Raw genomic sequence first — 23,940 nt, 5'->3', positions numbered from 1 at the left:
AGCGTTCAGCCGGCGCGCACGGGAAAGTCCGCGACGACCGTGCAACTCCCCGGGGCGATCTCCGTGAAGCCGGCGTCCCGCACGACCGGGCGTCCGCTCGCCGCCAGTCCGGGCCAGCGGGCGGGCTGCGCGGTCCGCACCACCAGCGGGAAGCCCGCGTCCTGCCAGGACTTCCGCACCGGCTCGTCCATGGCGTACCAGAGGAGCTGCGCCCCGTGCCCCACCTGGGCCATCTCCTTGCCCGTCGACATCCGCAGCCCGGGGTTCAGCCACAGCACGGCCCGCCCGGGGGCCGGCTCCTGCTCCCCGCCGGGCAGCCCGGCCGGATCCTCCAGTTCCGTGCCGGAGACCTGCAGCCTGGCCAGGTCCTTCGGCCAGCCGTCCAGCGGCACCGGAGGGAAGACCCGCACGGCGGCGGTCCCGCCGGTCACCGTGATGCCGGGCAGCCGCTCGGCCCGCCGCCACTCCGCGCCGCGGGCGCGCCGGACGACCTTGCGGATCCGGCCGTCCTGCCAGTCGCGTACCGCCCCGGCCCACTCGCCGTCGCCGAAGGACCGCTCGTCGGTGAGCATCACCAGCACGGCCCGGGCCGCCGCCTCCAGGGCGTCGGTACGGTGCGGCGGGCCGGTCTTCTCGACCCGCACCACGAGGGGCAGCACGAACTGCGGTGCGGCGTCGCGCGCGTCGGAGGGGCGGAGGTCGGTGGCGTCGCTGGTCACCCGGCCAGTCTGCCAAACGGCCTCCTTGGCACGGCGGGCGGTTCGGGGCACCATGCCTGCATGAAGAGCGATCTTTTCGCGTCGGAGCACCTGGCGCAGCAGGCGACCGCCCCGGGGATGGTCCTCCAGAACTCCAAGTGCGTGAAGTACGCGGTGAACGGCGAGATGCACGCACGCCAGGGTTCGATGATCGCCTTCCGCGGCAACCTCCAGTTCGAACGCAAGAGCCAGGGCATAGGAGGGGTGCTGAAGCGGGCCGTCACCGGTGAGGGACTGGCGCTGATGGCGGTCCGGGGGCAGGGCGAGGCGTGGTTCGCCCACGAGGCGCAGAACTGCTTCATCGTCGAGCTGGAGACAGGCGACGCGCTCACCGTCAACGGCCGCAACGTCCTGTGCTTCGACCCGTCGCTCGGCTACGAGATCCGGACCGTCAAGGGCGCCGGCATGGCGGGGGGCGGGCTCTTCAACAGCGTCTTCACCGGTACCGGCAAGCTCGCCCTGGTCTGCGACGGCTCACCGGTCGTCATCCCCGTCGGCCAGCACCAGCCGGTGTACGTGGACACGGACGCGGTGGTCGGCTGGAGCGCCCACCTGTCCACGTCCCTGCACCGCTCGCAGTCCTTCGGCTCGATGATCCGCGGCGGCTCCGGCGAGGCCGTCCAGCTGATGCTGCAGGGCGAGGGGTTCGTGGTCGTCCGCCCGAGCGAGCACACGCCGCAGCCCAGGCAGGGCTGAGCCTCAGCAGCCGCCCTCCGCCACCTCCACGGACAGCACCGTCTCCGCGGTGACGGCCTGCCAGCCGTTCCCGGAACCCGGCTGGTGCGCTCCGGCCGCGGACTCCACCCGGGACCGCGGCGGGGAGACGGACAGGCAGTACGCGGTCGTCGTGTCGTCGGTGGTGATCTCGAAGCGGTCGGCTGCGGCAGTGCCCGGCCCGTCGCCGTCCGTCTCGCTGTTCATCTCGGCCACGTGGAGGCCGAGCGCGTACTCCGGGCCCGTTCCGGTCGCCTCGACGGCGTCCTCGACGATGCCGGCGTAGCCGGAGAAGGCGATGGTGCCGTTGCGCTGGGGCTGCCCCTCCAGAGCGTCGGCGGCGGCGTGCACCGCGTCCCGCAGCTCCCCCTCGCTCCACCGCGAGCTCGCGTGGAGCCCGTACATCATCGCCACCGCGAACAGCAGGGACCCGACGATCAGGGCGCGCCCCACCGGATTGCCGGGGTTGTAGGCCCACCGTCCACCGATGCGTTTGAAGACGGGCTCGTCATGATCACCGCTCATGGGCGACGAGGGTAGTGTCCCGGCCCGGCACGACCCCCGCCGGGTCCGGGACACCACCAGAGCGACCGGCTAGGGGGCCGCCGAGCGGAGCGGCCCGTGCGGCGGCACCGGCAGCAGAGTCCGTACCGGAACAGCCGGAACAGGTGGCGCCCGCCGCCCTGCCGCCGCGCGTCCCGGCCTGCGCCTGCGCGGCGGTGTGGCACCGGAAGTCCTGACCCGGGGCCCGGCTCCTTTCCGCCGTATGGCACCGGAGCCCCGGAGTCCGGGCGGGGTGCGCCGCCGTGCGTGCCGGGACCGCGTACGGACACCTGTGCCGTGACCGGCGACCGTGCCCGCGGCGACTCGCGCGGGGGCCTGGGTGACGGCTCACGTCGCGGCCATCAGCGCCTCCAGGGCCGCGGCCGTCTCCGGGTGGCGGCCGACGAGTTCCGCGCCGGGCGGCACCGGATCCGCCGCGCGCCACGTGCCGTCGCAGCCCAGCAGGGCCGCCACCGCGTCGCACGCCGCGGGATGCGCCACCAGCAGCGCGGCCCGGTGTCCGCCGTCCGCGCGCCGCGCCGGCACCGCGGTCCCCGGCTCGGGCTCCCGCCACGGCGGCACCCAGGCGTCCAGCGCCGGAAGCCGGCCGGGGAAGATCCGACCCACCTCCCGCACCAGCAGCGGCGCCAGCTCGGCGTCCGCACGCAGGGCGGTGATCAGGGTCGGCAGCCACGGCAGCAGCACCGGGTCCGGCAGCCGGGCGAACGCGTTCGACACCGCCTCCACCACGAAGTCGGCGAGCCCAGGCACCGGCTCCAGCGCCTGCACGAAGCCGCTCAGGTAGCGCGGATAGACCGGCAGCAGCAGAGGGTTGCCCAGCAGTTCGTCACACCGCGCCCGCAGTTCCCCGCGCGTCAGCCGGCCGAGGTGCACCTGCGCCGCCCACAGCAGCGCCCGTTTCGCCGGCTCCTGCGGATGCGACTGGGCGACCGCCAGCTCCAGCTGCGTCCGGTCGCAACCCAGCGACAGCGCCAGCCCCTCCATCCCGAACAGGAAGCCCAGGGTCGCGGCGACCTGGCGGTCCGTCGCCTGCTCGTCGGCGAACGCCGTCGGCAGGAGCGTGCAGTAGTGCGCGTAGCCCGACTTGGCGAACGCCTCGATCCACTGCGGCAGCACCGGCTCGCTGGTCCGGTAGTACGCCAGCAGCCGCCGCACCCGGCGCAGCACCTCCGGCGCGCCGTCCACGCTCCGCTCCGTCGCCAACACCTCCAGCGCCCGGGCGCCCAGCTCATCGGCGAGCCGTCGGCTGCGCAGGTACAGCGTCGCGTCCTCCACCGCCTCAAGGACGCGGGCCGTCGTCGCCTGCGGGTCGTACGCCGTGCGGCGCAGCCGCTGCTCCAGGACCTGCTCGATGCTGACGCCCTCGTACCCGAGCTCGATCAGGGCCCGCTGGTGGGTGCCGAGCGCCAGGTCCCACGACTCCTGGATGGGCCGCTCGCCCAGGGCCCGCTCACCCATGATCGGACGGGCGGCCCCGGGCGGCAGCAGGCGGCGCAGCATCCACAGCACGTCGGAGCACTGTTCCAGCTCCGGTCTGCCGGCGATGTCGAGCAGGGCCCGCTGCACCCCGCGCTGCTGCAGCTTCAGGTTCAGCGGGGCGAGCCGGTCGTGCACGTCGCGGGCCAGCGGCGGCAGCGCGGCGTAGCTCACCTGGCCGACCCGGTCGCCGCCCATCATGATCTCGACCAGCCGGCGCACGTCGCGCCGGCCCGGCACGCGGTCCTTCTCGATGCAGGTGACCGCCGCGTCCTGGAAGTCGTACGGCGTGGGCTTGGCCCGGTCCCGCATCCCGGCCAGCAGGATCGACGTCTCGAACACGGCGATGGCGTCGGCGGTGGAGGCCAGGTAGCCGTTGCGTCGTGCGGCCCGCACGATGTCCACCGACCAGCCGAGCAGCTCCGCCTCGTCCAGGTGGTCGAGTACGGGCGGCCGCTGCAGGAAGCCGGAGAGCCGGTCGGGGAGCGGGGCGTCCCCGGCGGCCGCGCCGGTGCGGCCCGGGCGCGGAGCCGCCGTCTTCTTCGGCTTCGCCTTCCGCGCGCCCGCCTGCCCCTCCAGCCGGTACGGCCGTACGCCCGTGCGCTTGAGGTTCTTCGCCCACTCCGTCGCCGCGATGGACACCGACCCCGGGGCCAGCCCGAACTGCGCCTCGATGGCCGCGTGACTGGACGGGATGAGGCCGTGCTGCCACACGGTGGCCGTGCGGGGGCCGATCTCGAACGTGTCGGAGCCGTGCACGCCGAACTCGTCGACGCGGCTCGCGGCGTGGAACGCCCCGCAGACGTACACGCCGTCCGAGGGGTCGGTGCCCGTCGCGGCCAGGTGCTCGCGGATCCTCGTCCACATGTAGCGCTCGCGGTCCTCGTCGACCCGTACGCGGTGCGGGTCCCCGGGGGCGAGGCGCCGGAACAGGCTGCCGATCAGCAGCATGACCTGGCGGTACGTGTCGTGGTCGCTGTCGCCCAGTGGCAGCTCCACGTACTGGTGCCACCACTCCGACCAGTGGCGCACCCGCCCGTGGCGCAGCAGGTGCTCCTCCAACTCGGCGAAGCGGGGCCGCAGGTCGCCGATCTCGACGCCGACCGCGTCGCCGTGCAGCGCGGCCTCCTCCTCCGTGGGGGGCGCGTCCGGGTCCGTCGCCCCGGAAGGCTGCTGCGGGCGGGCGTTCCACTGGAAGACGTGGTCCGAGGACCGGTCGACGAGGACCAGTTCGACGCCCGGGGTATCCAGGGCGTAGGCGATGGCCTGGTACTCGGCCGACGCCTCGGTGACCGGTGCCACCACCGACAGCGGAGCCCACGCGGGCGGGAAACCGTCGATGTCGCCGGCGAACGCCTGCACGGCCACCGGCAGCCGGCAGTTGCGCAGCTCGTCCAGCAGCGGCGCCATGTCCTCGCACAGTTCCAGGTAGACCACCTTGGGCTGCTTCTCCCGAAGCCGCCGCGCCATCGCGACGGCGGAGGCGGGGGAGTGGTGGCAGACCGGGAAGACCTCCAGGGGCTCCCGTACGGCGCGGTCCACGTCGTCGACGATGCCGAGGAGGATGCCCTGCAGCGCGTCGGGCCCGTCGGCGAGGGCCGCTGCCGCCTCCTGCAGCTGGGAGCGCAGCGCCTCGAAGGGCCCCTCGTGGGTGCCGCTCATGACAGGGTGGCGATCGCGTCGCGGCCGCCCTCCAGGAACTCCGGCCAGGAGCCGCCCTCCTCCTTGCTGCGCGGTTCGACGACGCCGTGCAGGTACTTGTTGAGGATGGCGAGGTCCTCCGGTTCGCGGCGGGTCAGCGAGCCCACCAGGGAGGAGGCGAGGGCGCGGGCCGTCAGTGCGCGCTCGCCGAAGAAGTTGCTGTGCAGGATCGCGTCCTCCAGCACACCGATCTGCTCGGCCGTGGACAGGGCGGACTCCAGCTTCTCGTCGTCGCTGCCCGCGGTGGCGGCCGAGGCCCGGAGGTCGGCGAAGCTCTGCAGCAGCACGTCCAGCAGGGTCGGCGGCACGTCCAGTTCGATGTGGTGGCGGCGCAGCAGCTCCTCCGTGCGGAAGCGGACGATCTCCGCCTCGCTCTTCTTGTTCGTCACCACCGGGATGCGGACGAAGTTGAAGCGGCGCTTGAGCGCCGACGACAGGTCGTTGACGCCGCGGTCACGGCTGTTGGCCGTGGCGATGACGGAGAAGCCCGGCTTGGCGAAGACGATGTTGTCGCTGCCGTCGCTGTCCAGCTCGGGCACGGAGATGTACTTCTCGGACAGGATCGAGATCAGCGCGTCCTGCACGTCGCTGGTGGAGCGGGTGAGCTCCTCGAAACGGCCGATCGCGCCGCTCTCCATCGCCGTCATGATGGGTGACGGGATCATCGACTCGCGGGACTGGCCCTTGGCGATCACCATGGACACGTTCCACGAGTACTTGATGTGGTCCTCCGTGGTGCCGGCCGTGCCCTGCACCACGAGGGTGGAGTTCCGGCAGATCGCCGCGGACAGCAGTTCGGCCAGCCAGCTCTTGCCGGTGCCCGGGTCTCCTATCAGCAGCAGGCCGCGGTCGGAGGCCAGGGTGACGATGGACCGTTCGACGAAGCTGCGGTCACCGAACCACTTCTGCGGGATCTCCCGCTCCAGGCCGTCGGAGCGCTCGGAGCCCAGGATGAACAGCCGGACCATCTTCGGGGACAGCCGCCACGAGAACGGCTTGGGGTTGTCGTCGATGGACTCCAGCCAGTCCAGTTCCTCGGCGTACTTGATCTCGGCGGGGGCGCGCAACAGGTCGGACATGACAGCCTTTCGGAAACGGCGTCGATGACGGCACGTCGTCGACGGAGGTCGGTGGGAGGTGTGGCCAGGGCGGCAGTGGTGCGGTGCGGACGGGAAGCGGACAGGCGGTCCACACGGCGGTTACCGTGCCGGGTGGCGGGGAGGGGATCAGGTGAGGAACGCCTTGAGCTCGTGCACGAGCTTGCGGATGTGGCCGGAGAGCACCGGCGCCCCCAGGTCCTTCAAACGGTCCCGGAACCACGGGTTCACGCTGCCGCGGCCGGAGCTGGTGACCGAGCCGACCGGGATGAACCTGACCCCCGAGCGGTGCAGGTCGGCCATGCTCCGGTAGAGCTCCTCGCAGCGCCATTCGTAGAAGTCGGAGATCCAGACCACGACGGTGTTGCGGGGCTCCGCGATCTTCGGCTGGGCCAGCGTCATGGCGGCCGTGCCGTCAGTGCCGCCTCCGAGGTTGGTGCGCAGCAGCGTCTCGAAGGGGTCGTGCACCCACGGCGTCAGGTCCACCGCCCGCGTGTCGTAGGCGACGAGGTGGACGTCCACCTTCGGCAGGCCCGCGAAGATGGACGCCAGGATGGTGCAGTTCACCATCGAGTCGACCATCGAACCGGACTGGTCCACCACCACGATCAGCCGCTGGGGCGTCGTCCTGCGGACGGTGCGCCGGTAGTAGAGGCGGTCGACGTAGAGCCGCTCCTCCTCCGGGCTCCAGTTCGTCAGGTTCTTCCAGATCGTGCGGTCCAGGTCCAGGTTGCGGAACACCCGCTTGGGCGGCACCGAGCGGTCGAGCTCGCCGACCGTGGCCTTCTCCACCTGGGTGCGCAGCACTTCGGCGACCTCGTCGACGAACCGGCGGATCAGCGCCTTGGCGTTGGCCAGGGCCACGCCGGACAGGTTGTCCTTGTCGCGCAGCAGCTGCTCGATCAGCGACATGCTGGGGGTGAGCCGCGAGGCCAGGCCCGAGTCGGCCAGCACTTCGCGCAGGTGCATCCGCTTGACCAGATCGGCCTCGATGGCGCCGAGCTGCGGGCCGATCTCCGGTAGCAGGCGGCTGAGGTCCGGGGTCGCACCGCGCCCGCCGGTGCCGTCCGGTGCGGCGCCCGCACCTGCGGCACCGCCCGGACCGCCGCGGCGCCCGCCGCGCAGCTCACCGGGGCGGCAGCCGAGCCCGCGCTCCAGCCATCCGGCGTCGGACTGCCAGCGCGCCAACTGACCGGCGGTGACGGTCCCCGGCGCGGGGGCGAACACGTTGAGCAGCAGCTTGGACGCCAGCGCTGCCCGCCGCACCTCCGCCGCCCGGTCGCGCACACCGTCGGGCGCCGGCTCGGGCACCATCAGGCCGTCGAACGCGGCGGCCAGTTCCGGGTGGCGCTGCACGATCGAGTCGAGGGACGCCTGCGGGTCCAGCAACGCCGGCGGGAGGCCGAGGTCCTCCACGACGGCGAGGCTCGCGGACTCCAGCGCGGCCTGCTCCTCGGGGTCGAAGAGCCGGGCGAGCAGCCGCCAGTACAGGGCCTGGCGCCGGTTCTCCTCCGGACCCCCGGCGAGCTCGTCACCGTCCCCCGAGCCGTCACCGAGGCCGGCGGTGTCACGAGTGGACTCGGCAGTGGCTCCCGCAGCCTCCGCAGCCTCCGCGGCCTCGGTGGCGGCTGTGGTGTCCCCGGTGTCTGTGGCGGCAGCAGTGCCTGCGGTGTCCGCGGTCCCGACGTGGGCCCTGGTGGACTGGGCGGCATGGACGGTGGTGCCAGTGGTGGTGCCGACCGGGTCGGTGCCGCCGCCGTGGGCCGCCCTGGCCGTGTCGCCTCCGCCGGCCGGGTGGACGGGCGCCGCCGTGCCGGTCTCCGGGCCCGTGCGGGCGCCGCCGGCAGGGTCTTCGGGGAGCATGGTCGGTTCTGTCATTTCCGCAGCAGCCTTCCGGCTCGCTCACGCAGCACCGCCAGCGCGTCCGTGGCGGCCTTCTCGGCCTTGACGCCGGCCTTGTCGGCGGTGCCTCCGGCCCACGCACCGGCGTGGACCGCGACGGTCTTCTTCCGCACGGTGGTCTCGACGGCGAGCGGTTGCAGACGGAACGCCCCCGCGTCCCAGCGGACCAGGCCGATGCACGCGTGGGAGCGGGCGACCGCGTCCGCGGTGAGCGGCCCGGCGGCCGGGACGCGGTCGGTGTCCACGGCGAGGCGCCGCCCCGCCAGGAGGAGGTGGGGCGCACCGTCGGGTGCGTCCTCCTCGGCCGCAGCCGTCTCGTAGCCTTCCAGGAACACCGGTACGGCGAGGTGCGCCGGGTGCCGGTCCAGGGGGGCCGTCGCCGAGGCTGTCGCCGTGGGCAGGGCCACCCGGGCGGTGGCGAAGGGGTCGGCGGGCTCACCCGGCCCGGCGTGCTCGTCGGACCAGAGCAGGTCGCCCTCGGCGGTGACCGGCATGGCGGTGAGGTCCATCGAGCGGCCCTCGCTGACGGCGGCCAGCAGCGACATGTGCGGGCGCAGCAACTGCCACAGTCCGGCGCCCACGACGGTGTCCGGCTTCGGGGCGGACACGGTGGCCCGGACCAGGCGGGACGGGCCGCCGTCCGCCGGCTCGAACACCGCGTGGACCTGGGCCTGCACGGCTGTCGCGTGTTCCTGCACGTCGACGCCGAGGGGCAGCAGGCGGCCCGTGGCCGTGCCGGTCGCCGGCGCGCCGCCCGCGCCCTGCCGGGTGAGCAGCACGGCCCGGGCCCACAGGTCGCCCCACCGGCGTGCCGGGACGCGATCCAGTGCCGCACCGGGGCAGGACGCGGCCAGCTCGGCGGCGAACCCGTCGAGGAGCACCGACAGCCGGCGCAGGCCGGGATCGGGGAGCATCGCGGAGACGACGGGTGCCGCCCCGGAGACGATGTCGTGGTCGATGCCCCGCCACCCGGAACGGGCCAGGTCGCACAGCCAGGCGCGGGCGGCGACCAGCAGGTTCGCCTCCTGCCCGACCTCGGTGGGCGGGGCCTCCTCCGTGCGGCGGGACCGCCCGGTCGCCTCGTCCGCACGGGCGGCCAGCGCGTCGTGCGCGGCGCCCATCAGGGCCGTACGGGCTGCGGCGAGAGCGACGAAGTGGTCCTCTGCGGCGGTTCCGGCCGCGGCCTGGGCCGACGCTTCGGCCACCCGCTCGGCGAGCGGTGTCCCGGATACGGCGTCGGCGAGCCCCGTCAGGGCCGCGGCCTGGGCCGGCCGGGGACGGAGCAGGCCCACGACGAGGGCCTCGTCGAAGGCGTCGACGGCCGCGAGGGCCTCGTCGAGCCCCTCGACGGGCTCGGTGAGCAGGTCCAGCCGCATCAGGCCACCGCCCCGGTCGGCGGGAACCACTGCATCTCCGGCAGCGGCGTCGTGCCGGGCGCGAGTTCCAGGTAGGCGAGGTGGCGCAGGAACCGGCTGAACACGGTGGCGGCGGCTTTGCTGCCGTCCTGCTGAGGGCGCGTGGCGGTCATCTCGGCGGTGAGAGACGAGGCCGTCGGCTCGCCCTGAGCGCTCGCCGCCCCGCCGTCGACCCGCAGGTAGCGGGCGACGCGCTGCGCGCCGTACTGGAGCACCGCCTCGGTGACCAGCGCCCGGATGTGGTTGCAGAAGCCTCCGCGGGCACCGCCGCACGGCCGGTTGTTGTTGGTGCTGCAGGCATACGCGTACGTGCCGGCGGCCACCGAGGACACGTACACGCGGCCGACGTCCGAGCCGCTGGACACCACGCCCTGCAGCCGGCCGTCGGCCAGTTCCACGAACGGCACCTTGGCCAGCTTGCGCGGTCGCGCGGGCCGGATCACCCGAGCGGCGCTCGACCGCTCCCATTCCGCATCCGAATACGACAAGGCACACCTCTTCAGGGCAGGCAGCAGCAAGGGAGTTCTCCGCCGGACCGGCGGGACACTGCTGAACATACGCGCGGGCACTGACAGTCCCCGCTGACCTGCACAGATGAGGGTCGGGCGGTGGCGCGTGAGGCGTCCGCCCCGGCGGTGCCGGGCCGATGTCGCGTCAGTCGCCCATCAGCGCGGACACCTTGACGAAGCGGTAGCCGCGGGCCCGCAGCTCAGGAACGATTCTGCGGATCGCCTGCTCCGTGACGGGGGCCGCACTGCGCGTGCAGTGCATGACCACGACGGAGCCGGGCCGCACGCCGGCCAGCACCTGGTCCGCCACCGCGTCCGGGTCCTTCGCGAACGCGTCGCCGCTGACGACGTCCCACTGCACCGCGGTGACGCGCGCGGGCGTGATGGCCCGCAGGGCCGCGTCGTCGTAGCAGCCGCCGGGGAAGCGGAAGTAGGGCACGACGTTGCGGGCGCCCACCGCGCGGAAGGCGTCGAAGGCACGGCGCACGTCGGCCGCCATGTCCGTGCGGGGCAGCGCCGGGAGGCCGTAGCAGGGTGACGTGAAGGCGTGGTGGCTGTAGGAGTGGTTGGCGATCTCGAAGCGGGGGTCGTTGCCGATGGACCGGGCCTGGTCCGGGTACTCCTCGGCCCAACGGCCCGTCATGAACACGGTGGCGTCCACCTTGAGGCGGCGCAGCGTCGAGATGAGCTCGGGATGGTCGAAGCGCTCCCCCCGGGCGGCCCGGGGGCCCTGGTCGGCCGTCATGTCGGCGTCGAAGGTGAGGGCGACGATCTTGTCCCGGGTTCCTTCGGGAGCGCGTGCGAAGACGGGTGTGAGGCCGCCCGGCCCGGGTGCCATCGTCGGTACGGAGCGGCGGGGGCCGGGTGAGGCGGGGGGCGACGGGGGGACGGAGGCGGTCGGGGAGGGAGACGGCCCCGCCGCGCCGGAGCGGTGGGCCCCCTCCGGTGCCTTCCCGTGCTCGCCGGCGCAGCCGGCCAGCACCACACCGAGAACGGACAGCGCGATCAGACGTCGTACGTAAAGTGTCACTATCGGAAAGTATCCGATCATCTGTCGGGTGCGTCCGATGCCTCGTCCACGGCTCCCCCGGTCGGCCGCCGCGCCCCGCACCCGCGGGGTGAGGCGCGCTGCTCAGGCGCAGCAGCCCCCGCACCGACCCGGCTCCCCACCCGTGCGGCCCCGCACCAACCCGTCCCCCCACCCACGCGGCCCCGCACCCACGCGGCCCCGCCCCCGCGGAGTAGGGCGCGCCGCTGGGGCGGGGCGGACCCCCGCGCCCGCGCGGAAAGGCGCCCCGCACGCGCAGGGATGGCCCCCGCACGCGCGGAAGGGCGCGCCGCACGGGGCGGCGCGCCCTTCCGCACCGGGTCGCGGAGCGCGGGCCCGGAGGGGTTCGGCAGTGCTCAGGCCGTCACGAGGGACGCCGTCAGCGTGATCTCCGTGCCCGCAAGAGCCTTGCTCACCGGGCAGTTCGCCTTGGCCTCCTCGGCGGTCTTGAGGAACGTGCCCTCGTCGATGCCGGGGACCTCGCCCTCGACCGTCAGGTGCACGTTCGTGATGCCGGTGCCCGGGACGAAGGTCACCTCCGCCTTGGCGGTCAGCCGGACCGGCGGCGTGCCGCCCTTGGCCAGGGCGCCCGAGAACGCCATGCAGTAGCAGCTGGAGTGCGCTGCCGCGATCAGCTCCTCGGGGCTGGTCTTGCCGGTCGCCTCTTCGGACCGGGCGGGCCAGGAGACCTCGTACGAGCCGAGACCCGAGTAGTCGAGGGAGACGGTGCCCTTGCCCTCGGTCAGGTTGCCTTCCCACACGGTGTGGGCGTGACGCTTGGTCGCCATGCCGGATCCCTTCGGATGGAGTACGCCCGGGGCGCACGCGTACGCACGCTCCCGCGCAACCCTCACAACGGGGTTACGGCACCCCAACCTACTGGGTGATCAGGCCCTTGGAGTCCCGGGCCAGGGCGGTGAGCCGTGAGATGGCTCGGAAGTACTTCTTCCGGTACCCGCCGTTCAGCATCTCTTCACTGAACAGCCGGTCGAAGGGCAGACCGGACGCCACGACGGGGACCTCCCGGTCGTACAGCCGGTCGGCGAGGACCACGAGCCGCAGGGCCGTGGACTGGTCCGGAACGGCCCGTACGTCGGTCAGGCACACCGCCCGCACGTCGTCGGTGAGGGCCCCGTACCGGCTCGGGTGGACGCGGGACAGGTGCTCCAGCAGGCTCGGGAAGTCGTCCAGCGAGGCACCGGACACCGTGCGCGCGACCGTGGCCACCTGGGCGTCCGAGTACGGGGCCGGCGCCTCCGGGAGCCCGCGGTGCCGGTAGTCCTCGCCGTCGATGCGCAGGGTCCGGAAGTGCGAGGACAGGCCCTGGATCTCGCGCAGGAAGTCGGCGGCCGCGAACCGGCCCTCGCCGAGCTTGCCCGGCAGGGTGTTGGACGTGGCGGCGAGCGCCACGCCGGCCTCGACGAGCCTGCCGAGCAGGGAGGAGACCAGTACCGTGTCGCCCGGGTCGTCCAGTTCGAACTCGTCGATGCACAGCAGCCGGTGCCCGCTCAGGGTCTGCACGGTCTGCTGGAATCCGAGCGCCCCCACCAGGTTGGTGAGTTCCACGAACGTGCCGAACGCCTTCAGGGACGGGGCCGCGGGCGTGGCGTGCCACAGGGAGGCGAGCAGGTGCGTCTTGCCCACGCCGTAGCCGCCGTCCAGATACACCCCGCGGGGCCCGGTGGGCACGGCGGCCTTGGGCTTGCGGGTGAACAAGCGGCGCAGGCCGGTCGCGGTGGCGGCGCCCGCACCGCTCGCGTGCGCTCCTCCCAGCCCGTCGGCGAAGGAGGCGAGCGTCTTGACCGCGTCGGCCTGGCTCGGCTGGTTCGGGTCGGGTATGTAGGTGTCGAAGCGCACCCCGTCGAACCGCGGCGGCGGCACCATCTCGGCCACCAGGCGGTCGGCGGGGACGTGCGGCTCGCGGGCGCAGAGGGACAGCGGGTCCGCTTCGGTGGTCAGGGCACTGGTCGACACGCTCCCCACTGTAAGCGCCATGCCACACTGCACGGCATGCGACGCCTGTTCCCTGTGACCGACCCGACACCGCCCGTCCCCGAGGGTGCCGAGCGGCCGGACGCCCGCGAGTGGACCCTCGACGACTTGGCCGACGCCTATGCCTACCCGGAGGGCACCACGTGGCTGCGGGGCAACATGGTGTCCTCCCTCGACGGGGCGGCCCAGCACGACGGCCGCTCCGAACCCATCTCCTCCGCGGCCGACATGCGGATCTTCGGCACCCTGCGGGCCCTCGCGGACGTGATCGTGGTGGGTGCGGAGACGGTACGCCAGGAGCAGTACCGCCCGGCACGCGCGCGTGCCGCCTTCGCCGAGCGGCGCAGGGCCGCCGGGCAGGGGCCGGCGCCGGCGGTCGCCGTGGTCAGCGCGTCGCTGGACCTCGACTTCTCCCTCCCGCTCTTCACGGAGCCGCTCGTACCGACGCGGGTCCTCACGGGTGCGGCGGCCCCGGCCGGCCGGGTGCGGGCCGCGGAGCGGGCCGGCGTGGAGGTCGTCGTGGCCGGTGACGGCCCCGGGGCGGAGCCCGTGCGGGTGGTGCGCGCACTGGCCGGGCGGGGACTCACCCGCCAGCTCACCGAGGGCGGGCCCCGGCTGCTGGGCCAGTTCGTGGCGGCGGGCGTGCTGGACGAGCTGTGCCTGACGGTGTCGCCGTTGATGACGGCGGGTGACGCGCAGCGGATCGCGGGCGGGCCGTCGCTCGCGGTGCCGTCGCGGTTCGGGCTGGTGTCGATCCTTGAGGAGGACGGCTTCCTCTTCACCCGGTACCGCCGCGCCTGAGGTGCCACTGCATCCGTGAGGCGGGTGTGAGGCGAAGCCTCCTGCGGGCCGCAAGGGCGCGGCCTGGTGCGCCACGCCGCTAGGAAGTGGACGAATCTCCGCATGGAGTACTGGTGAACCAGTCGGGCAATTGGGCGGAATTTCCCGTTCCGCTTAGCTTCCGGCGGGCACACTTAACTTCGCAGACCCCGTGCCAGCACGGGGAAGGATGGTTTCCGCAGAAGGGCCCCGAAGTGTTCACAAGCGTTCTGATGATCGAGAAACCGCTGTCATCCGTGGACGTGGAGTTCGTCACGACCCTGCACGGGGACGAGGGCGTCTCCTTCATCGTGCTCATGCAGCCCCGCGGCGACCAGGCCGACGCCCTGCTGCGCGCCATCGACGACATCGCGCTCGGCGAACTGAAGGACGCCGCGAAGGAGGGCGACGAGCTCTCCGCCAAGGACGCGCGCCGTCCCGTCGAGCTCGCCCTGGAGCACTCCGTGCGGGCCCTGCGGGCGGCCGGATGCGAAGCCGTCGGACAGGTCGTCGAGGACCACCCGCTCGACAAGATGAAGGCCGTCGTGGAGGAGGCGGAAGCGGACGAGGTCATCGTCCTGACCGAGCCGCACTACGTGGAGGAGTTCTTCCACCGCGACTGGGCCTCCCGCGCCCGCCACAAGGTCGGCGTACCGGTGCTCAAGCTCTTCGCGCACAACGAATAGGCTGGGCCCTCGCACGTACGACACACCCCGGGGAGAGATCACGCATGGCACCGGCCACCCCTGCCGCACTGGAACGGCCGCACTTCATCGGCATCGGCGGCGCCGGCATGTCGGGCATCGCGCGGATCCTCGCCCAGCGCGGGGCCAAGGTCGCGGGCAGCGACGCGCGCGAGTCCGAGACCGTCGCGTCGCTGCGCGCCCTCGGCGCGACCGTCCACATCGGCCACGCCGCGCACCACCTCGCCGACGACGCCAGCAGCGTCGTCGTCTCCAGCGCCATCCGCGCCGACAACCCGGAACTGGCCCGCGCCGCCGAGCTCGGCATCCCCGTGGTGCACCGCTCCGACGCGCTCGCCGCCTGCATGAGGGACCTGCGGGCGATCGCCGTGGCAGGCACCCACGGCAAGACCACCACCACCTCCATGCTGGCCGTGGCCCTCACCGAACTCGGCCTCGACCCGTCGTACGCCATCGGCGGCGACCTCGCGGGCCCCGGCACCAACGCCCGCCACGGTGACGGTGAGATCTTCGTCGCCGAGGCCGACGAGAGCGACCGCAGCTTCCAGAAGTACGACCCCGAGGTCGCCCTCGTCCTCAACGTCGAGCTGGACCACCACGCGAACTACGCCTCCATGGAGGAGATCTACGAGTCCTTCGAGGCGTTCGCCGCGAAGATCCGCCCCGGCGGCACGCTCGTGGTGGGCGAGCACGAGGGCGCCCGCGAACTGGCCGCCCGCATCCGCGCCCGGGGCGCCGCGCACACCCCCGCGATCCTCACCGTCGGCGAGTCCGAGGACTCCGACGTGCGCATCCTCGCCATCACCCCCCGGGGGATGACCAGCGAGGTCACCGTCGCACTGGACGGCACGGCGCACACCTTCACGGTCTCCGTTCCCGGCCGGCACTACGCCCACAACGCCGCCGCCGCCCTCGCCGCGGGTGCCCGCACCGGCATCGACCCGGCGGCCCTGGCCCAGGCCCTCACCGCCTACACCGGCGTCGGCCGCCGCCTCCAGCTGAAGGGCGAGGCCGCCGGAGTCCAGGTCATCGACTCGTACGCGCACCACCCCACCGAGATGACCGCGGACCTGGAGGCCATGCGCGCCGCCGCCGGCCCCGACCGCCGCCTGCTCGTCGTCTTCCAGCCCCACCTCTTCTCCCGCACTCAGGAACTGGGCACCGAGATGGGACAGGCCCTGGCCCTGGCGGACAGGTCGCTCGTCCTCGACATCTACCCGGCCCGCGAGGACCCGATCCCCGGCATCACGAGCACCCTCATCACCGACGCGGCGACCGCCGCGGGCGCCGACGTCACCCCCGTCCACGACAAGGACGCGGTGCCGGGACTGATCGCGGGAATGGCACGTCCCGGCGATCTCGTTCTCACCATGGGCGCAGGCGACGTCACGGACCTGGGCCCGCAGATCCTGGCCCGCCTGTCGCACTGAGGAGCAGACCATGCCGTACGAGGTCGAGAAGCCCGACGAGCAGTGGCGTGCCGAGCTGACGCCGCAGGAGTACCACGTCCTGCGCGAGGCAGGCACGGAACCCGCCTTCACCGGCGAGTACACCGACACCAGGACGAAGGGCGTCTACTCCTGCCGCGCCTGCGGCGCCGACCTGTTCACCTCCGACACCAAGTTCGCGTCCCACTGCGGCTGGCCGAGCTTCTACGACCCGAAGGGCACCGACGCCGTCGAGCTGCTGGAGGACCGCTCGTACGGCATGGTCCGCACCGAGGTGCGGTGTGCGCGGTGCGGCTCGCACCTGGGTCACGTCTTCGAGGGCGAGGGCTACCCGACCCCGACGGACCAGCGGTACTGCATCAACTCGGTGTCGCTGCGGCTGGTGCCGGACGGGGACTGAGCACGAGAGGGCGGCGTGCGCGCGGGTGCGGCGGACCGGTGTGGTGGATCACTGACGGCGGCGCCACCGTGCGGGCAGCGGAGGGCCCCTGCACCCCTGCACCCCCGGCGGATGTCAGGTTAGGCTAACCTTGCCTGGCGCTTGGGCCGGGCTCCGGTGCCGCAGGTGGCACACCGCAGGACGGAACGGACAGGGGCGGGCGCAGGTGAGAGACGATGGCCGGGCTTGTCCGCGTGGCGTGCCCGCTGGGGCGGGACGCCCTTGCCGCCTGGCGGGCGTTCCGGGGCGGGGTCCTGCCCGTGAAATGAGGCGGCGTGCATAGGATCGCTCTCACGGCCGGCGCCCTGTACGTCATCGTCCTGCTCCGCGCGGGGGGGACCTTCGCCGTCGGCTGGCTCGCCGGTGCCGGAGCCAGGCGCAGCAGGTTCGCCGAACGGATCTCCTCGGCGAAGTTCCGGCGCACCGAGCGAGCGATCCAGAGGTGGGGTGCTCCGGTGGTGGCCGTGTCGTTCCTGACCGTCGGGTTCCAGACCGCCGCGAACTTCCTCGCGGGCAGCATGCGCATGCCGTTGTCGCGTTACCTTCCGGCTCTGTTCCTCGGGGGAGCGGCCTGGGCGCTGCTCTACGCGACCGCGGGGCTCGGCGCGCTCGCCGTGCTGGGAAGGGCTTTCGCCGAGCGGCCGGCCCTCGGAGTGTCCGCGGTGGCCGCTCTCGCGATCGTGGTGTGCGGGCTGGTGGTGTACCGCAGAAGGCGTGCGGCGCCGCCCTCCGACGGCGTGGTGGCCGAGGAGCGGTGAACCTGTCCGGGGGAGCGGCCCGTACCCGGGTCGTGTCGTCGACAGCGACAGCCACCCGACGTGGCGGACCGGCGGCACGGGCACGCCGACCCGCTCCCCGTCATCCGCTGCCGGAGACGCACCGTCTTCGCCGCGCTCCCGCCCGGGTTCGGGTGTGTTCCTTGTGTCAGCTGCCCCTCCGTGCGGGCGTCCTCAGCTTCCGTACGGCCGACGCGCGCCCTCCGCCTGCCCGTCCCGGCCGGACGCGGCTACGGCGCGTGCGTCTCCCCGGAGCACCTGCCGGTGCGCCCGGCGCACGGCGGCGGCGGGCCGCCGGGCTGGACGGGCTTGACCGGTGCGGTCTCCCGACGGGAGAATCCTGAACAGATGTTCCACTTTCTGTGAGGGGCCCGGAATGGTGTGGGTGCTGTTGGCGGGCGCGATCACCGCCGAGGTGAGCGCGACGCTCGCGCTGCGCTGGGCCGAGGGCTTCAGCCGGCTCGGGCCGTCGCTGCTCGTCGTGGGCGGCTACGCGGTGTCGTTCTTCCTGCTGTCGAAGGTGCTCACGCGCGGTCTGCCCCTGGGTGTCGCGTACGGGATCTGGTCGGGGGTCGGTGTGACCCTGGTGGCCGTGCTGGGGGCGGCGCTCTTCGGCGACCGGCTGTCGTGGGCGCAGGTCGGGGGGATCGTGCTCGTGGCGGCAGGGGTGTTCGTACTGGAGACGGGAGGGTCGCATTGACCCCCGAAGCGAAGGACGGAAGGGGCGCGTCCGCCCCGGAGGTGACGGACGGGCGGCTCCTCAAGGGCGAGCGGCGGCGACGTGCCCTGCTGGAGGCCGCCCTGCGGGTCGTCGAGCGGGACGGCGTGGCCGGGGTGACGCACCGGTCGGTCGCGGCCGAGGCCGGGCTCCCGGCCTCCTCCGCCGCCTACTACTTCGGCAGCGTCGACGAGCTGCTCACCGCCGCACTCGTCTGGGCCGCCGACCAGTTCTCCGGCCTGCTGCGAGCCGCAGCCGCCGCGCCCGACCCGGTCGCCGCCCTGGCGGCCGCCCTGGCCGCCGAACTGGCCGAGGAACGGCGGCCCTTCGTGGCCGCCGAGTACGAGCTGTACCTGCTCGCCGCCCGGCGGCCCGCCCTGCGGCCCGTGGCGCGGCGCTGCGTGGACGACCTGGCGGCGCTCGCCCGGGCCTGCACCGGCGACCCGGCGGCCGTCACCGCCTTCCGTGCGGGCGTCGACGGGCTGCTGCTGCAGTCCCTCGTCACCGGTGCCACGCCCGGGGCGGGTGACATCGAGGCGGTGCTGCGGCGGCTGCTGCCGGCCGCCGCCCCCTAGGGCGGGTATCGGAAGTGGATCTTGAGGTGGGGTGATCTTGTTCTGTGGCGCGTGGAGACCTGACGGATGCGCAGTGGGCCCGCCTGGAGCCCCTGTCGCCTCAGGGCAAGAAGCCGGGGCGCCCGCCGACACGGATCAGGCGGCAGCTGATCGACGGCATACGGTTTCGCACCCGCACCGGCGTCCCCTGGCGGGACGTACCAGAGCGGTACGGGCCATCGGCCCGGTCGCACGACCTGTTCCGGCGCTGGCGGCGGGACGGCGCCTGGCGGCGGTCCTATGGCTATGACTCCCGCTTGGCCGTCGGGATGGTGAGCTGCAAGTCCGGCCGCTCCCAGGCGACCTTCGGTGGAGACGGGGCGACCGTCCCCACGCGCTTCGCGCCCATGCGCAAGTAGAACTTCTCCGCCGGCGGATGGGTCACCACGCGCATGCTGGCCGCCCCGGCTTCCCTGGCCTGAACGGCCATGTGCCCGATCAGGTGCCGCCCGATACCCAGTCCCTGCGCCTCATCCGCGACGAATGCCAGATCCAACTCCGGCGGCTCCAGCACGAGGGCGTAGAAGCCGAGTATCTGATCGGACGCATCGACGGCCACGAAGACTCGATGCTGGGCGATGTACTCCGCTGTGACCCGGTATCCGGAGACGATCGAGGCGTATCGCCCCTGGTAGGCACTGGACTGCCGTATCAGCGAGGTGAGGCGCTGCGCATCATGCGCGACGGCACGCCTGATCGTCGTGGACTGCACCCGCCAAGCATAGGAGCGCAGGGTGCAAGCATCCGTTACTTCATCCAGTCAAGATCCACTTTCGATACGCGCCCTCAGTCCAGCGCGAACGTCGTGACGACCGCTGCGTGGTCCGACGGCCAGCCGTTGCCCCGCACCCGCGGCCAGGTCCGCACGGTTCCGCGCGTGTACGTCTCCGAGTCCACCACCCGCACCCCGCGGCCGGCGTACAGCACGTAGTCGATGCGGTCACGCGGCTCGGGACGGCCCCGCCCGGGCTCGGCTCCGCCCGGCAGAGGGGAGCCGTCGGGCACGTGCTCGTCGTGCACCGGCGACCACGTGCAGCCCGGCGCCAGGAGCGGGTCGGGGTGGGCCTCCCGGTACGCGTCCCGCAGCCCGGCGGCCTCAGCCGCGCGCGTGACCGGCCACGGCACGGCGCCGTAGCCGCCGTGCAGGTGCGCCGTGCGGGGCGTCCAGTCCAGGTGCGACGGCGTGTTGAGGTCGCCCACCAGGAACACCGGCGTGCCGTCGCCGTCCCGGGCCGCCGCCAGGTCGTCGCCCATCGCGGCCAGCACGGCCCGCATCCGGCCGAGCCGCCCCGACGCCTCCTCGTGGTCGAGCAGGTCCGCCACCGGCAGCCCGTCGAAGCACGCCTCGTACGGGCCGTACGGCGCATGGTCCAGGTGCGCGGTCCACACCGCCGCCTCCCGGCCCCCGTCGAGCCGGATCCGCACGCCCAGTCCGCCGTAGAAGCCCAGACCCGGCGCTTCGGCGCGGGCGACGACCGGGTGGCGGCTGAGCACCGCGAGCCCCGTACCGGCCTGGTGGTGGTGCCAGCCCAGCGCCTCCGCGAGCTCCCGCGCGGTGACCGCGTCCGTCTCCTGGAGGCCCACCACGTCCACGCCCGCCTCGCGCAGCGCCTCCACCTGCTTGGCGCGGGCACCGTCGACGTACCGGCCGCCGTGCCAGAGGTTCCAGCTCATCACGCGCAGCCGGCGGGCCGCGGCGCCCGTCAGCGACCGCAGGAGCGGCACGTCCACCTCCTCCAGCGTGGCGCGCACCACGCGGCCCTTCGCGGGCGCGATCGGCGCCAGCGACGGCACCGCCAGGACCCGGCAGCCCGCCGCCTCGGCGGAGGCGACGCCCGTGAGGGTGTCCTCCACCGCCACGCACGCCTCAGGCGCCACCCCCAGCGCACGGGCCGCCGCGAGGTACGGGTCGGGGGCCGGCTTGGTCCGCGCCGTGTCGTCGGCGGTGACAGTGACGGCGAAGCGCGCCGCGCCGCCCAGGGCTGCCAGCACGCAGTCCGCGACCGGCCGCGGCGACGCCGTCACCAGGGCCGTGGGCACACCGGCCGCCGCCAGCGCCGCCAGCAGCTCCAGCGCCCCCGGCCGCGGCACGACCCGGTCGCGGACCCGCGCCGCGAACTCCCGGTGCAGGGCCGCCGCGACCTCGTCCAGCCGCACGCCCTCCCCGTCCCCGCCGGTCACCCGCCACAGGTGCTCCGCCGTGTGTTCCACCGGGCGGCCCAGCACCTCCGGCAGGTCGGCGTCACCGAGCGCGTACGCCAGCGTCGACGCGACCTGCTCGACGGCCTGCCACCACAGCTCCTCGGTGTCGACGAGGGTGCCGTCCATGTCGAACAGCACCGCCCGCAGCGCGGGTCGGGACACGGTCTCTCCTTCTTCCACAGGCACGTCAGACGGCGATCCGGGCATGGGGCCCGGGCACGCGGGGCGCGACGAGGACCGGGCGGTCCGGCAGCGACACGGCCACCGCCGCCCCAGGGGTGAACGCGGCTGCCTCGTGGGTGGGGACGTCGGCCTTGACCACCGTGCCGTCCGCGGAGCACCGCACCGTCACCCGGGTCACCGCACCCAGGAACGCGGTGGCCGTGACGCGGGCCCCGCCGGCCGGGTCCGCGGCCAGCCGGACGGCCTCGGGGCGCACGAGCGCGTCGACCTCGGGGCCGGCGGGCGCGTCGCCGTCGACGGGCAGCCGGCGTCCCAGCACCCGCACCGTGGCCCGGTCGTCGCCGAGCCGCGCCGGGATGCGGCTCATCGTGCCGACGAACTCCGCGACGAACGCGGTCGCCGGCCGCCCGTACAGCTCGGCGGGCGCCGCGCACTGCTCCAGGCGGCCCGCGTTCATGACGGCGACCCGGTCCGCCATGGACAGCGCCTCCTCCTGGTCGTGCGTCACGAACAGCGTCGTGAGGCCCAGCTCCTGCTGGAGGCGCCGGATCTCCTCCCGCAGGGTCAGCCGCACCTGTGCGTCCAGCGCCGACAGCGGCTCGTCCAGCAGCAGCACCCGGGGCCGCAGGGCCAGGGCCCGGGCCAGCGCGACGCGCTGCTGCTGCCCGCCGGACAGCTGGTGCGGGTAGCGGCCGCCATGCTGCGGCAGGCCCACCAGCTCCAGCAGCTCCGCGGCGCGCGCCCGGCGCGGACCGGGGCGCTCGCCACGCATCCGCAGCCCGAACGCGACGTTGTCCACCACGTTCAGATGCGGGAAGAGGCTGTACGACTGGAACACCATCCCGGTGTCCCGGCGGTGGGCGGGGACCCGTGTGACGTCCTCCCCGTCGACCAGCACCTCACCGGAGTCCGGGTGCTCGAAGCCGGCCAGCATGCGCAGCGCGGTCGTCTTGCCGCAGCCGGACGGCCCCAGCAGGGCGAGCAGTTCGCCGGGCCGCACGGACAGGTCCAGCCCGTCGAGGGCGACCGCGCCGCCGAAGTCCCTCCGCAGGGCGCGGAACTCGACGGAGGCGGGCCCGGGGCCCGACCGGCCCGCCGTCGCGGTGGTGGTGGCGTTCGCCACGGTGTCTGCCACGGTCAGTCACTCCTGGGGAGTCGTACGGGAGGAGGGGCGGCGCCCGCCGAGGAACGCCAGAGCGAGCAGCAGCGCCCACGTGACCAGCAGGCTCATCACGGACACGGCGACCGACAGCTGCGCCTGCGAGCCGGACACGTTCACGATCCAGACGGCGAAGGGCGCGAAGCCGAGGAGCTGCGCCACGGTGTACTCGCCCAGCACCAGCGCCAGCGTCAGGAAGGAGGCGTTCAGCAGCGCCGTCCGCAGGTTCGGCAGCACCGCGCCGACCAGGGCCCGGGGCGATCCGGCGCCGCAGCTGCGGGCCGCCTCGACGAGGGTCCGCACGTCGACGGCGCGCAGCCCCGCGTCCAGCGCCCGGTACACGAACGGCAGCGCCATGACCGCGTAGGCGAGGACGAGGACGACGGGGAAGTCCGGGTTCTGGACCGCCACGAACGTCTGGAACAGCGGCGTGGCGGCCAGGTGGTCGGGCCCCCAGCGGAGCACCGTGCCGATCCCGGCCACGAACGCGATCGGCGGCACGACGAGCGGCAGCGAGCACACCGCCTCCACCACGGGCCGCAGCCGGGGCGCGCCGAGCCGCAGCGCCACCATCGCGGGCACCATCAGCAGCAGCACGACGACGATGGTGGCGGCGGCCAGCTCCAGGGACAGCAGCAGACTGGAGGCGAAGCCCTCGGTGCCGGCGATCCGCTCGTACGCCTCCAGGGTGAGGCCCCGGCCCGGCACGTCGACGGTGAAGAGCACCGAGGAGGCCAGGGGGAGCAGGAAGTACACGCCCGCGCAGCCGAGCACGAGCGCGCGCCAGAGGGCCGGGCGCCGGGCCGCGGGGCGGGTCGTCGTCAGTGCAGCCATCGGGCGCTCCGTCGTTGCAGGGGGATGTACACGGCCATGACGAGCCCCGCGACGGCCACCATGTCCAGGCTGAGTGCCAGGGCGACGTTCTCCTGCCCGACGAGGACGTTGCCGGAGAGGGCGTCCGCGATCTGGAGGGTCACGAGGGGCACGGAGCTGCCCACGATGGCGGCCGCGGTGGCGTGCGCGGCGAAGGAGCTGCCGAAGAGCAGGACCAGCCCGCCGAGCAGGGAGGGCGTGAGGACGGGCAGGGCGACGTGCCGCCAGTACTGGACGCCGGTCGCCCCGCTGCTGCGAGCGGCCTCGCGCCACTGGGTGCGCAGGCCGTCGAGGGCCGGGGTGATGGTGAGCACCATCAGCGGCACCAGGAAGTACAGGTAGGTGAGGGTGAGGCCCCAGAAGCTGTAGAGGCTCCAGCCGTGCTCGTCGAGGCGCAGGTGGCGGGTGAGGACGCCGGAGTTGCCGAGGGTGGCGACGAACGCGAACGCGAGCGGGACCCCGCCGAAGTTGGCGAGGACGCCCGACGCGGTGAACACCGCGTCCCGCAGGGCCCGGCTCCGGCTGGACACCACCGCCTGGGCGAGGACGAGCCCCAGGACCCCTGCGACGACGGCGGCGGTGGCGGACAGCTTGATGCTGCCGACGAGTGCGGTGAGGTACGCGCCCTCCAGGGAGGCGGTGAGGTTCCCCGTGGTGTAGGCGGTGGCACCGGTGGCCGGGTCCTCGGCGGTGAACGCGCCGTTGACCATGGCGAACGCGGGCAGCCCGAAGCAGACGGCGACGAACACGAGCAGCGGCAGCACGGCGAGCCCCCCGCCCCCGTCCCGCCGCCGCGCCGCCCGTGCGGGGGCGGTGGCGGGGGCCGGGG

Annotated in this window: 24 protein-coding genes; 9 read left to right on the top strand and 15 right to left on the bottom strand. The window is 73.7% G+C overall.

Going from position 1 to position 23,940, the window contains the following annotated elements; genetic code table 11:
• Positions 1 to 5: 5 nt before the first annotated feature.
• A complete protein-coding gene (locus BJP40_RS27100; RefSeq protein WP_071283048.1) occupies positions 6 to 719 on the bottom strand; it encodes an aminoacyl-tRNA hydrolase in 714 nt (237 codons plus the stop codon).
• A gap of 60 nt (positions 720 to 779) precedes the next feature.
• Between BJP40_RS27100 and BJP40_RS27095 the strand changes: the two genes are divergently transcribed.
• A complete protein-coding gene (locus BJP40_RS27095) occupies positions 780 to 1,454 on the top strand; it encodes an AIM24 family protein (RefSeq protein ID WP_071283047.1) in 675 nt (224 codons plus the stop codon).
• A gap of 3 nt (positions 1,455 to 1,457) precedes the next feature.
• On the opposite strand, the gene BJP40_RS27090 is transcribed toward BJP40_RS27095, so the two are convergent.
• From BJP40_RS27090 to zapE, 9 genes are all read right to left on the bottom strand, one after another.
• On the bottom strand, positions 1,458 to 1,997 hold the full coding sequence (locus tag BJP40_RS27090) for a hypothetical protein (protein ID WP_071283046.1): 540 nt from the start codon (positions 1,995 to 1,997) through the stop codon (positions 1,458 to 1,460).
• A 366-nt stretch (positions 1,998 to 2,363) separates the two neighbouring features.
• Positions 2,364 to 5,174 carry a hypothetical protein gene (locus tag BJP40_RS27085; RefSeq protein WP_071283045.1) on the bottom strand — a complete coding sequence of 937 codons (2,811 nt, stop codon included), beginning with the start codon at positions 5,172 to 5,174 and terminating at the stop codon, positions 2,364 to 2,366.
• A complete protein-coding gene (locus tag BJP40_RS27080; RefSeq protein WP_071274532.1) occupies positions 5,171 to 6,292 on the bottom strand; it encodes an AAA family ATPase in 1,122 nt (373 codons plus the stop codon). The genes BJP40_RS27085 and BJP40_RS27080 overlap by 4 nt, the downstream gene beginning before the upstream one ends.
• A 147-nt stretch (positions 6,293 to 6,439) precedes the next feature.
• Positions 6,440 to 8,188 (bottom strand): VWA domain-containing protein, encoded by a 1,749-nt coding sequence (locus BJP40_RS27075; protein WP_226962382.1) that lies wholly within the window; start codon positions 8,186 to 8,188, stop codon positions 6,440 to 6,442.
• Positions 8,185 to 9,618: a hypothetical protein gene (locus BJP40_RS27070; RefSeq protein WP_177204498.1), complete on the bottom strand. Its 1,434-nt coding sequence runs from the start codon at positions 9,616 to 9,618 to the stop codon at positions 8,185 to 8,187. The genes BJP40_RS27075 and BJP40_RS27070 overlap by 4 nt, the downstream gene beginning before the upstream one ends.
• Positions 9,588 to 10,070, bottom strand: a complete 483-nt coding sequence (locus tag BJP40_RS27065; RefSeq protein ID WP_071283044.1) for a hypothetical protein — start codon at positions 10,068 to 10,070, stop codon at positions 9,588 to 9,590. Before BJP40_RS27065 ends, BJP40_RS27070 begins: the two co-directional genes overlap by 31 nt.
• A 211-nt stretch (positions 10,071 to 10,281) precedes the next feature.
• Entirely contained in the window at positions 10,282 to 11,166 is an 885-nt protein-coding gene (locus tag BJP40_RS27060) for a polysaccharide deacetylase family protein (protein ID WP_371258702.1), read from the bottom strand.
• Positions 11,167 to 11,540: 374 nt separating this feature from the next.
• Complete coding sequence (locus tag BJP40_RS27055) at positions 11,541 to 11,972, bottom strand: OsmC family protein (RefSeq protein WP_071283042.1); 432 nt, start codon at positions 11,970 to 11,972, stop codon at positions 11,541 to 11,543.
• A gap of 88 nt (positions 11,973 to 12,060) precedes the next feature.
• Positions 12,061 to 13,179: a cell division protein ZapE gene (gene zapE / locus BJP40_RS27050; RefSeq protein WP_071265262.1), complete on the bottom strand. Its 1,119-nt coding sequence runs from the start codon at positions 13,177 to 13,179 to the stop codon at positions 12,061 to 12,063.
• A 15-nt stretch (positions 13,180 to 13,194) separates the two neighbouring features.
• Here zapE and BJP40_RS27045 point away from each other — a divergent pair, with 15 nt between their 5' ends.
• The 8 genes from BJP40_RS27045 to BJP40_RS35960 all read left to right on the top strand — a co-directional run bounded on the left by BJP40_RS27045 (position 13,195) and on the right by BJP40_RS35960 (position 19,053).
• A complete protein-coding gene (locus BJP40_RS27045; protein ID WP_071283041.1) occupies positions 13,195 to 13,977 on the top strand; it encodes a pyrimidine reductase family protein in 783 nt (260 codons plus the stop codon).
• A gap of 233 nt (positions 13,978 to 14,210) precedes the next feature.
• The gene (locus tag BJP40_RS27040; protein WP_079168951.1) at positions 14,211 to 14,681 is read left to right on the top strand and encodes an indole-3-glycerol phosphate synthase; all 471 of its coding nucleotides are present in this window, start codon (positions 14,211 to 14,213) and stop codon (positions 14,679 to 14,681) included.
• Positions 14,682 to 14,725: 44 nt separating this feature from the next.
• Complete coding sequence (gene murC, locus BJP40_RS27035) at positions 14,726 to 16,129, top strand: UDP-N-acetylmuramate--L-alanine ligase (protein WP_071283040.1); 1,404 nt, start codon at positions 14,726 to 14,728, stop codon at positions 16,127 to 16,129.
• Between the two features lie 10 nt (positions 16,130 to 16,139).
• Positions 16,140 to 16,547: a peptide-methionine (R)-S-oxide reductase MsrB gene (gene msrB / locus BJP40_RS27030; RefSeq protein WP_071283039.1), complete on the top strand. Its 408-nt coding sequence runs from the start codon at positions 16,140 to 16,142 to the stop codon at positions 16,545 to 16,547.
• 314 nt (positions 16,548 to 16,861) lie between these two features.
• The gene (locus tag BJP40_RS27025) at positions 16,862 to 17,344 is read left to right on the top strand and encodes a DedA family protein (RefSeq protein ID WP_071283038.1); all 483 of its coding nucleotides are present in this window, start codon (positions 16,862 to 16,864) and stop codon (positions 17,342 to 17,344) included.
• A gap of 394 nt (positions 17,345 to 17,738) precedes the next feature.
• Entirely contained in the window at positions 17,739 to 18,062 is a 324-nt protein-coding gene (locus BJP40_RS27020) for a multidrug efflux SMR transporter (protein WP_071283037.1), read from the top strand.
• Entirely contained in the window at positions 18,059 to 18,655 is a 597-nt protein-coding gene (locus tag BJP40_RS27015) for a TetR/AcrR family transcriptional regulator (RefSeq protein ID WP_177204497.1), read from the top strand. The genes BJP40_RS27020 and BJP40_RS27015 overlap by 4 nt, the downstream gene beginning before the upstream one ends.
• Positions 18,656 to 18,699: 44 nt before the next feature.
• Positions 18,700 to 19,053, top strand: a complete 354-nt coding sequence (locus BJP40_RS35960) for a transposase (protein WP_226962381.1) — start codon at positions 18,700 to 18,702, stop codon at positions 19,051 to 19,053.
• Here the strand turns inward: BJP40_RS35960 and BJP40_RS27010 are convergent.
• The 5 genes from BJP40_RS27010 to BJP40_RS26990 all read right to left on the bottom strand — a co-directional run.
• Positions 18,939 to 19,406, bottom strand: coding sequence for a GNAT family N-acetyltransferase (locus tag BJP40_RS27010; RefSeq protein ID WP_071283036.1), 468 nt, complete (start codon positions 19,404 to 19,406; stop codon positions 18,939 to 18,941). The two genes, BJP40_RS35960 and BJP40_RS27010, sit on opposite strands and share 115 nt — an antisense overlap.
• A 74-nt stretch (positions 19,407 to 19,480) precedes the next feature.
• A complete protein-coding gene (locus BJP40_RS27005; protein WP_177204496.1) occupies positions 19,481 to 21,058 on the bottom strand; it encodes an HAD-IA family hydrolase in 1,578 nt (525 codons plus the stop codon).
• 25 nt (positions 21,059 to 21,083) lie between these two features.
• Positions 21,084 to 22,202, bottom strand: a complete 1,119-nt coding sequence (locus BJP40_RS27000) for an ABC transporter ATP-binding protein (protein ID WP_071283056.1) — start codon at positions 22,200 to 22,202, stop codon at positions 21,084 to 21,086.
• An 18-nt stretch (positions 22,203 to 22,220) separates the two neighbouring features.
• The gene (locus BJP40_RS26995) at positions 22,221 to 23,072 is read right to left on the bottom strand and encodes an ABC transporter permease (protein WP_071283034.1); all 852 of its coding nucleotides are present in this window, start codon (positions 23,070 to 23,072) and stop codon (positions 22,221 to 22,223) included.
• Positions 23,060 to 23,940, bottom strand: an 881-nt coding sequence (locus BJP40_RS26990) for an ABC transporter permease (RefSeq protein ID WP_371258701.1), incomplete at its 5' end; no start/stop codon positions are given. The genes BJP40_RS26990 and BJP40_RS26995, both read right to left, overlap by 13 nt.

Source organism: Streptomyces sp. CC53, assembly GCF_001865245.1.
Lineage (GTDB): Bacteria > Actinomycetota > Actinomycetes > Streptomycetales > Streptomycetaceae > Streptomyces.
This window is presented reverse-complemented; position numbering and strand designations above follow the sequence as displayed.

Excerpts from the sequence above, each read along its gene's own strand:
- zapE (WP_071265262.1), bottom strand. The coding sequence starts at position 13,179 with ATGGCGCTTACAGTGGGGAGCGTGTCGACCAGTGCCCTGACCACCGAA.
- BJP40_RS26995 (WP_071283034.1), bottom strand. The coding sequence starts at position 23,072 with ATGGCTGCACTGACGACGACCCGCCCCGCGGCCCGGCGCCCGGCCCTC.
- BJP40_RS27090 (WP_071283046.1), bottom strand. The coding sequence starts at position 1,997 with ATGAGCGGTGATCATGACGAGCCCGTCTTCAAACGCATCGGTGGACGG.
- BJP40_RS27020 (WP_071283037.1), top strand. The coding sequence starts at position 17,739 with ATGGTGTGGGTGCTGTTGGCGGGCGCGATCACCGCCGAGGTGAGCGCG.
- BJP40_RS27085 (WP_071283045.1), bottom strand. The coding sequence starts at position 5,174 with ATGAGCGGCACCCACGAGGGGCCCTTCGAGGCGCTGCGCTCCCAGCTG.
- BJP40_RS27075 (WP_226962382.1), bottom strand. The coding sequence starts at position 8,188 with ATGACAGAACCGACCATGCTCCCCGAAGACCCTGCCGGCGGCGCCCGC.
- BJP40_RS27095 (WP_071283047.1), top strand. The coding sequence starts at position 780 with ATGAAGAGCGATCTTTTCGCGTCGGAGCACCTGGCGCAGCAGGCGACC.
- msrB (WP_071283039.1), top strand. The coding sequence starts at position 16,140 with ATGCCGTACGAGGTCGAGAAGCCCGACGAGCAGTGGCGTGCCGAGCTG.
- BJP40_RS27080 (WP_071274532.1), bottom strand. The coding sequence starts at position 6,292 with ATGTCCGACCTGTTGCGCGCCCCCGCCGAGATCAAGTACGCCGAGGAA.
- murC (WP_071283040.1), top strand. The coding sequence starts at position 14,726 with ATGGCACCGGCCACCCCTGCCGCACTGGAACGGCCGCACTTCATCGGC.
- BJP40_RS27055 (WP_071283042.1), bottom strand. The coding sequence starts at position 11,972 with ATGGCGACCAAGCGTCACGCCCACACCGTGTGGGAAGGCAACCTGACC.
- BJP40_RS27045 (WP_071283041.1), top strand. The coding sequence starts at position 13,195 with ATGCGACGCCTGTTCCCTGTGACCGACCCGACACCGCCCGTCCCCGAG.